The organism is Aeromonas sp. Y293-4 (assembly GCF_027705905.1).
Classification (GTDB): Bacteria; Pseudomonadota; Gammaproteobacteria; order Enterobacterales; family Aeromonadaceae; genus Aeromonas; species Aeromonas veronii.
The window spans coordinates 1-7314 of sequence record NZ_JAPDCI010000040.1 but is presented as its reverse complement, the minus strand read 5'-3'; the positions used below and the strand labels follow the sequence as shown (position 1 = coordinate 7314).

Sequence of the window (7314 nt, the reverse complement as noted above, 5' to 3'; positions counted from 1 at the left end):
ATCGTGGGTCACAGGGTCTACCGCCAGATGCAACTTGCGCCACACTCGCCGTTTCTCGGCGCCGTGTTTTCTGACCTACAACTCTCCTTCACCAAACATTTTCAGGCCGGTCGAGTCGATAACCAAGTCAGTAATGCGTTCCTTTGGGGGCTGTCGATAAGCCACTGTCACCGAGCTTGCTCGCTTGCTGACACAGCTATAGTCCGGCGCATACCGCGGTACGTTCATCAACTCGAACAGGGTATCGAGTAGTCCCTGTGTTGCTTGCAGAGTAAGACTGAAAATCCCCTTAAGCATCAGGAATGTACAGATGATCTGGCCAGTGTAAAGCTGGCTGCGGACCGCAGCCCATGATAGTCGTGGTGAAACCAGTTGCTCATGGCCTCGATATCAACCCAGAAGGTGAGTGAGCCACGGTTAATCAAAGACTTGATGTATTGAAGCCAGTTGGTGATGGGGTGAAGCGACGTGCCCATGATGCAGACTTGAATGGGATGGAGGTGATCAGCTCACCGAGCCAATAGTTAGTTCCATTCAAGCTGCATCTATTTGGGAAACAACGCCAGCCTAAAAAACACCCATTTGAGTCCCTCGAAAAGTTATAACTAGATCTGCACACTATTAGTGTGACAGGTCTTTTATTGTTTCTGCAACACTATTTGCATCTTCAATTATCTCCTGTATAACATCACTAATTATATCAACCTGCTCCTTTCCTGTTATTACATTACTTGAAACAACCGATACTGTTTTTGTTATTCTTGTCGTAATTTCCGAGTTCAACTTAATAACATTGATTATTTCATTTGTTGACAGTGATGTTCTAGCAGCCAACTGCCTAACTTCATCAGCAACGACTGCAAATCCCCTACCTTGCTCACCAGCTCTTGCAGCCTCTATTGCCGCATTGAGAGCAAGCAAATTTGTCTGATCTGCGATACCACTAATTGTAGATATAATAGACTCGATATTTCTTGATTGATTATTAAGGCGTTCAATTTCGTGACTTACATCATTTACAGAGTGACTTATTTGCAATGACGTTTCCAATACCTTTTTAATGACGCCAGCCCCTTTCTCTGCACTTGATACAGTTTCACTCGCTATCTTACATGCCTGCTGAGCAGCTTCACGCACTGTAATAGACTTCTTAACTCTATTTGTTATATCACTGGCTAATTTTATTATTTTAACAACTTTTCCATCATGATTGAATATTGGATTGTATGTTGCTTCAAGCCATATATTATTACCTCTACTATCGAGCCTCATAAATAACCCAGATTGAATATCACCAGAACTAAGTGACTTCCAAAAATTAGGGTTTTTTTCATAAAAATCGGATGAGCAAAAAATTCTATGATGCTTGCCAACAATATCATCTAGTGTATATCCGAGACATTGAAGAAAATTTTTATTAGCAGTGATGATTGTCCCATCTGGCGTAAAATCAATTACTGACAAAGATTTATCCAGAGCATTTAATAATGCCTGAGTCCTCTCTAGTTCAGACTGTTGAGCAGTCACATCGAATGCAATCTTATTTATTCCAACAACTTTATTTTGATGCTTTACAGGAAAGTATGTTGCTTCTAGCCAAACAGCTTTTCCAGATTTAGCTTGACGGATGAATCGACCTCGTCTTGATACGCCATCACGAAGGTCGCTCCATAATTTTTCATAATCTTTCGTAGTGGTATCTTCAGTAAAACACATAGTCCTATGATGTTGTCCAACTACCTCGGCATACTGATAACCAAATAACTGCAAAAAGTGTTCATTTACATCCACAACAATACCTTCAGGTGTAAAACTTATAAACGGTACATTTTTCTTTATGGATGTTTCAAAATCAAATGCTTCTACTAGTGTTGAATCATCATTTGTGCTGGCAATATTCTTACGACCTGAGAATCCCCACATAACCCCTCCCACAACCCCAATAAACCGACTCTAAACTTACATTTTACTATAAAGCAAGATTATACATAAAATATAGTATAGTACATGAAGCGAATGTTCATCATTTCTATATCATAGTTACATTGTTGGCACGGAAGTACACGATATCTTGTTGCAGTTTGCTCATCTATCGTAACTAAACAACCTGCATAACTGTACGGTTAACAAAGTAACGATGACAAAAAAGTAAAAAGTCCTGTGATGGCAAGGGTTTCGAATAGAAATAACCCTGAATTTCGTCTACCCCAATACTCAGCACAGCTTTGAGCTCCTCACTATTCTCTACTCCTTCAGCGACCACGCGCACGCCAAGCTTATGAGACAGGTTGGTGATCGCCTCGACGAACAGGGCTTGGCGAGTATCGCTGTCGATAGCGGTGATAAATGAACGATCAATCTTGAGCTTGTCGAAATGAAGTTCCCGCAAGTATGAGAAAGATGACCAACCTGTACCAAAATCATCGAGAGCAACCCTCACACCGACCTGACGCAGGGAGTTGATAATCTGCTTACTCATATCGAGATCATCCAAATCAATGGTTTCGGTCAGCTCGACAATCAATTGCTGTAAGGTCAGTGGCGCCCCTCTAAAGTGCTCAACCAAGTGTGCAGCCAAACCGACATTGAACATGGAGCTGGAGAGGTTGATAGATATTTCAAGTGGCTCAATCAAGTCACTAGGAAAAGAAGTGAGATCATATGTTAACCGCCGCATAATCCATAAACCCAGAGGCCCCCCCAAACCGTTCTCTTCTGCTAACGTGATGATATCTAGAGGCGGAATAAAGCCGTAATCCGGGTGATTCCAGCGGAGCAGCACCTCTGCTCCTAATCGCACAGAACCTTGACCACGGATAATAGGCTGATAGTAAAGACTTAGATGCGAGCCCTCCGTACACATTAGAAGTTCACGCAGCTCCGCTGACAAACGGCGATTACGCATGTACTGCTGATGCAGCTTGCTGGAAAACACAACGTAACGATTAAGTTTTTGACATTTAGCGATGTCGAGAGCGATATCAGCAAACAACAACATCTCCTCCGGCGTGTGAGCTGGCCGCACATACTGGCTGATCCCCATAAATACACTAACCCGATGGGCCGGATCGGCGTTAACAGCCAGATCAGACAATTCATGACGAAGTTGTTCCAGAAATGGAAAGCGTATGTAGGTAGGCATAGTTCCGGAGATAATGATGGCAAACTCGTCGCTACCGGTTCGGGCAGCAAATATACCGTCAGCAAAAACAGCGCGAATCCGCTCAGCAAGTTTGATCAGTAATGCATCACCAACCTCATACCCCAGACTATCGTTAACCTCCCTGAAATGGCCAAGATCCACCAGACAAACTGTAATGCTTCTGCTTCTCCGCCGAAGCAATGTCAGCAACTTAAGGTGTTTGATAAGAGCAGCCCGATTCGGTAATCTGGTCAGTGCATCATGCCACGCTAGAAATTGTTGGTGGCGCACTTCGCGAAACAACATCATCAGCATAACCGTTGTCGCAATCGTCAAAAAGCCTAGAATGAAGAAGTTCTGGGTACGTGATGAATTGAGCAGATCTCGCTGTGCAATGGCGGAAGGACCTGTGAAACTCTTCACCATAACATCGTGAATAGCGGCTAAATCACGGTCCAGCTCCTGTGAGAAATTGGCCAAATTATCTGAGTCTCTGCCTCCCATGAGCACATCTTTTTCGTATTTCTCGAAGTGGAGCATGATTTTTCCTGCTGCTTGTTCAGCACCAAAACGGGTTCTTACAGACTTGGCATCCTCGCCGTGCAGGAATACATCGAGCCTATTCCATGCAATATCAAAACGCTTGTTCATATCTGCTTGACTGACCGCGCCAGTACGATATAAAGCCAGCGCTTCCTGAAATCCGTGAACTTCGAGCTCTAACTGCGCCAGTGCCCAAGCGGAGAGCTGTGTATGTCGCGTAACAGCATTAAAAGCGCGATCATAGTTCCATACAGACCAGATGGCGACCCCTAAAAAGGTGATAACCATCAGGATCATGCTCAGAAACTTGCCGCGTAGCATCTTATTTGCTCTCAAGCGCCGTCAACTGCCACACCATCCGACTATGATAGAGTTCTTTGTCGAGCTCAGGGTGTTCAGTAAGAGGATAGATGATCCAGAGCGGCCCCTTGTTACGTATGGTCAAATCCTTGCCATCCTGCTTATCTGCCACCAAGACTAAATATTTATCACCATCCTCCAGTGGCACCGCAGCCCAATAGTCATTGAGCGCGACAGCCTTGATCTCTGTACTTTTAAGGTCGTAAATCTTGGCTAGATCTCTCAGTAACACGCCACTATAGGTGTGCTCTCCCTTGGTCCAAGGGGTCCGGGTCTTGAATTTTGTTTGAGGCAAAGCCCCAAACTCGGCACGGGTTAACACAACCTCACCTTTACCGTTACAACAGCCATCCTCCTTAATTTTGAGGAATGGATCATTTGCCCACACCATCCCTGAAATGAGAGAACTAGATAACAACAGCATACTGCCAAACCATCTTTCCATGATACACCTCCATGATTACTAACAACTTTATTATTCTCACTTTGTAAACATTAATGCAAACTGGAGGGCACTAACTCCGAATAAACTAGCAATAGGCGGAACAGAGCCCATCTACATTCAGAATACTAAAAATTACGCTTCAGTGTGTAGTATGTCGAAATTTTTGGCTCTAACACAAACCAGCTAGAAGATGATTGGGTAGGTTGTGTCATGAGCCGAATAACGACTCATACTGTGAGCCGAATGTGGTGCCGATTCGGCTCATTGTTGGCATTGCACTGCTTGCCCGCGACACAAAATCAGCGAGATTATCGATGACCGTAGACTGGATCTGGCAACACGAGAACTGGCCTCATTTTTGCTGGCAAGACCGGCAGTTACTGCCAAAGCTACGCCAAGTGCACTGTAATCTGGGGTTGCTCCAGGGCCTTCACTTATCAGCTCACAACACAACACTGGCGCATCAGACACATGCCCTAGATACGCTGCTGGCCAATGTCGTCGCGTCCTCGGCTATTGAGAATCAACAACTGAACTCGCAGTCGTTACGTGCATCTCTGGCATGTCGCCTCGGGATAGTGGAGCAGTCCCCCTACCCTACCTCAGTTAGATCCGAGGGACTGGCCGCGATGATTGTGGATGCAATTAGCAGCGATGAGCAGTTGACGCTTGAACGCCTGCTGCAATGGCATCGCTGGCTTTTTCCCGCAGATGACCGGAGATCGCATCAGATACGCGTTGGCCAGCTGCGTGGTGATGAGCCGATGCAGGTGATATCCGGAGCACGTGATCGACTCACCGTGCATTTCGAAGCTCCACCACGAGAGGGGCTGGAGCAGGAATTGGCCACTTTCATCGACTGGTTCAATACCAGTTTTGATGATCCCTGCCTAGATCCATTACTGCGAGCCGCCATCTGTCAGCTCTGGTTTGTCACGTTACATCCGTTTGATGACGGTAACGGACGGATTGCCCGAGCCCTCACCGATCTTGCACTCTCTCAGGCCGACAACCAGAGCATCATTCTGTATGCAATGTCGACCGTGATTTTCGAGCATCGAGCTGATTACTATCGCGCTCTGGAGCAGACTCAGAGAGGAGGCGTGGATGTCACAGAGTGGCTGGTTTGGTTTTTGGACACACTCAACGTCACGCTGGAACAGGCCCAACAGTCATGCACCCATGCGCTTGGTCGAAACCGTTTCTGGCAGCTACACGCTAATGACCAATTGTGCCCTGAACAGGTGATGATACTGAACCATTTGCTCGGCGGTTACACACAGGACGGCCTACCGTATATTAGTGCCAGCCAGTATCAAAAAATTGCTCAGGTGAGCAAATCTACAGCCACGCGCCACCTTACTGATCTACTGGAAAAAAACTGCCTAGAAAAAGGGGCAAGTGGAGGCGGTAGAAGTACCCGTTATAGGCTCAAATTGACAAATCACTGATAAAGGGACTCAAAATAGGATGAGTTTCACAGACCTGTTCTTAGCGGCGATTTTCTGGGACCCTTTGCAGTCATGACAAGTCAATCCAGCTCAATACAGTACGCCTTCGCCTTAGACAGCCAAGGCGCACTCACGCACATTAGCGATGCTCTGCGCTCGAGTATCTACACCTGTCCAGGCTGTAAAAAAAACCTCACGCCAGTATTAGGCGAAAACTATGCTAAGCACTTCCGTCATTCTGAAGAATGTTGTGCCGTTGAAACCTACCTGCACAAGTGCGCCAAAGAAGCATTCTTCTATCGCTACCAACAAGCTCTCAGCCACGAAGTGCCTATTAGCCTTGAGCTAGAGCGCCGGGTTTCCTGTAATGGTTCTCGTTTGGCATTAGTTAGGGACGAAGCACTTCACTGCCTAAAATTCGTACCTGCGCGCTACAACTTGACTCAATTCTTCGATCAGGCTGAGTTGGAAAAGTACGATAAGGTTACAGGACTGCGCCCAGACATAATGTTGTGTGATGCTGCTGGCGAAAGGCGTTGTTATGTAGAGATTTTTGTTACGCACCCCTGCTCTCAAGAGAAGATCGAAACCGGCATCCCGATTCTTGAGTTTAAGGTCTGCTCTGCCGCCGATATTCAGATGTTGCTTACCGGGTCATATTCAATCAAGGATACTTCTCTGAGAGTGTTCAACTGGGACCCTCCCTCGCAAACCGTTGATACGTGCACTGGCGTCTGCTCCGCAGGTAACGTGGTTATGTCTGTTTGGAGCTTAAGCGATTCCGGCCGACTCAACGAACAAACGATGCGACTCGCTGAAGTGGATCTAACAATCAACTCTGACGTCAACACATGGCCGAAATCGTTAGGAGGTGCCGAGTTGGCCGATAACTTAAGAACTTTTCTCCGTCAAGCCGATCCTCATTCGCTATTTTCTAACTGCATTATGTGCGAGCAAGCAAACCGCTGGGAGGATGGCTATCTGCAATGTCGAAGTAAGGCAAAAATAGTTCCTTACACAGAGGCCCGTCAGTGCGCCAGTTACAAGGTTAAGGCATGACAAAAAGACTGACTTGGGAGCAAAAAAGCATTGTTGGCCATGATACCGGACATGCGTTGGTAAAGGCCGTACCGGGCAGTGGAAAAACAACCACTCTCGTCAAGCGCATTGAAAGGTTAGTAAAAACGGGGACGGACCCTCGTTCCATCCTGATTTTGATGTACAACAAATCTGCCCAGGAGAACTTCACTGAGAAATTGAACACAGCACTAAAGTCGGGAGTGATACCAGAAATCCGGGTAATCCCCCCGAAAAACTGAGGTGCTCATAAGTAGAATTTTCTCGTATCTTGAACGCAGGAGGTTCTACATGAA

At 46.2% G+C, this 7314-nt stretch carries 5 protein-coding genes and 3 pseudogenes; 3 read left to right on the top strand and 5 right to left on the bottom strand.

Going from position 1 to position 7314, the window contains the following annotated elements; all coding sequences use genetic code 11:
* The 5 genes and pseudogenes from OKC31_RS21145 to OKC31_RS21125 all read right to left on the bottom strand — a co-directional run.
* A pseudogene (locus OKC31_RS21145) lies at nt 1-476 on the bottom strand (IS5 family transposase); the annotation flags it as partial.
* A gap of 145 nt (nt 477-621) precedes the next feature.
* A pseudogene (locus tag OKC31_RS21140) lies at nt 622-978 on the bottom strand (methyl-accepting chemotaxis protein); the annotation flags it as partial.
* 183 nt (nt 979-1161) lie between these two features.
* Nucleotides 1162-1923, bottom strand: a pseudogene (locus OKC31_RS21135) (PAS domain-containing protein); the annotation flags it as partial.
* Between the two features lie 175 nt (nt 1924-2098).
* Nucleotides 2099-4006, bottom strand: a complete 1908-nt coding sequence (locus OKC31_RS21130) for a putative bifunctional diguanylate cyclase/phosphodiesterase (RefSeq protein ID WP_270657668.1) — start codon at nt 4004-4006, stop codon at nt 2099-2101.
* 1 nt (nt 4007) lies between these two features.
* The gene (locus OKC31_RS21125) at nt 4008-4490 is read right to left on the bottom strand and encodes a molybdopterin-binding oxidoreductase (RefSeq protein ID WP_270657665.1); all 483 of its coding nucleotides are present in this window, start codon (nt 4488-4490) and stop codon (nt 4008-4010) included.
* 314 nt (nt 4491-4804) lie between these two features.
* Between OKC31_RS21125 and OKC31_RS21120 the strand changes: the two genes are divergently transcribed.
* The 3 genes from OKC31_RS21120 to OKC31_RS21110 all read left to right on the top strand — a co-directional run bounded on the left by OKC31_RS21120 (nt 4805) and on the right by OKC31_RS21110 (nt 7260).
* Nucleotides 4805-5941: a Fic family protein gene (locus OKC31_RS21120; RefSeq protein ID WP_270657663.1), complete on the top strand. Its 1137-nt coding sequence runs from the start codon at nt 4805-4807 to the stop codon at nt 5939-5941.
* Nucleotides 5942-6013: 72 nt separating this feature from the next.
* Nucleotides 6014-7000 (top strand): hypothetical protein, encoded by a 987-nt coding sequence (locus OKC31_RS21115; RefSeq protein WP_049636925.1) that lies wholly within the window; start codon nt 6014-6016, stop codon nt 6998-7000.
* On the top strand, nt 6997-7260 hold the full coding sequence (locus OKC31_RS21110) for a UvrD-helicase domain-containing protein (RefSeq protein WP_270657661.1): 264 nt from the start codon (nt 6997-6999) through the stop codon (nt 7258-7260). The genes OKC31_RS21115 and OKC31_RS21110 overlap by 4 nt, the downstream gene beginning before the upstream one ends.
* Nucleotides 7261-7314 lie beyond the last annotated feature (54 nt).

Bases quoted from the DNA above. Each gene is read 5' to 3' on its own strand.
- OKC31_RS21130 (WP_270657668.1), bottom strand. From the start codon at position 4,006: ATGCTACGCGGCAAGTTTCTGAGCATGATCCTGATGGTTATCACCTTT.
- OKC31_RS21125 (WP_270657665.1), bottom strand. From the start codon at position 4,490: ATGGAAAGATGGTTTGGCAGTATGCTGTTGTTATCTAGTTCTCTCATT.
- OKC31_RS21120 (WP_270657663.1), top strand. From the start codon at position 4,805: ATGACCGTAGACTGGATCTGGCAACACGAGAACTGGCCTCATTTTTGC.
- OKC31_RS21115 (WP_049636925.1), top strand. From the start codon at position 6,014: ATGACAAGTCAATCCAGCTCAATACAGTACGCCTTCGCCTTAGACAGC.
- OKC31_RS21110 (WP_270657661.1), top strand. From the start codon at position 6,997: ATGACAAAAAGACTGACTTGGGAGCAAAAAAGCATTGTTGGCCATGAT.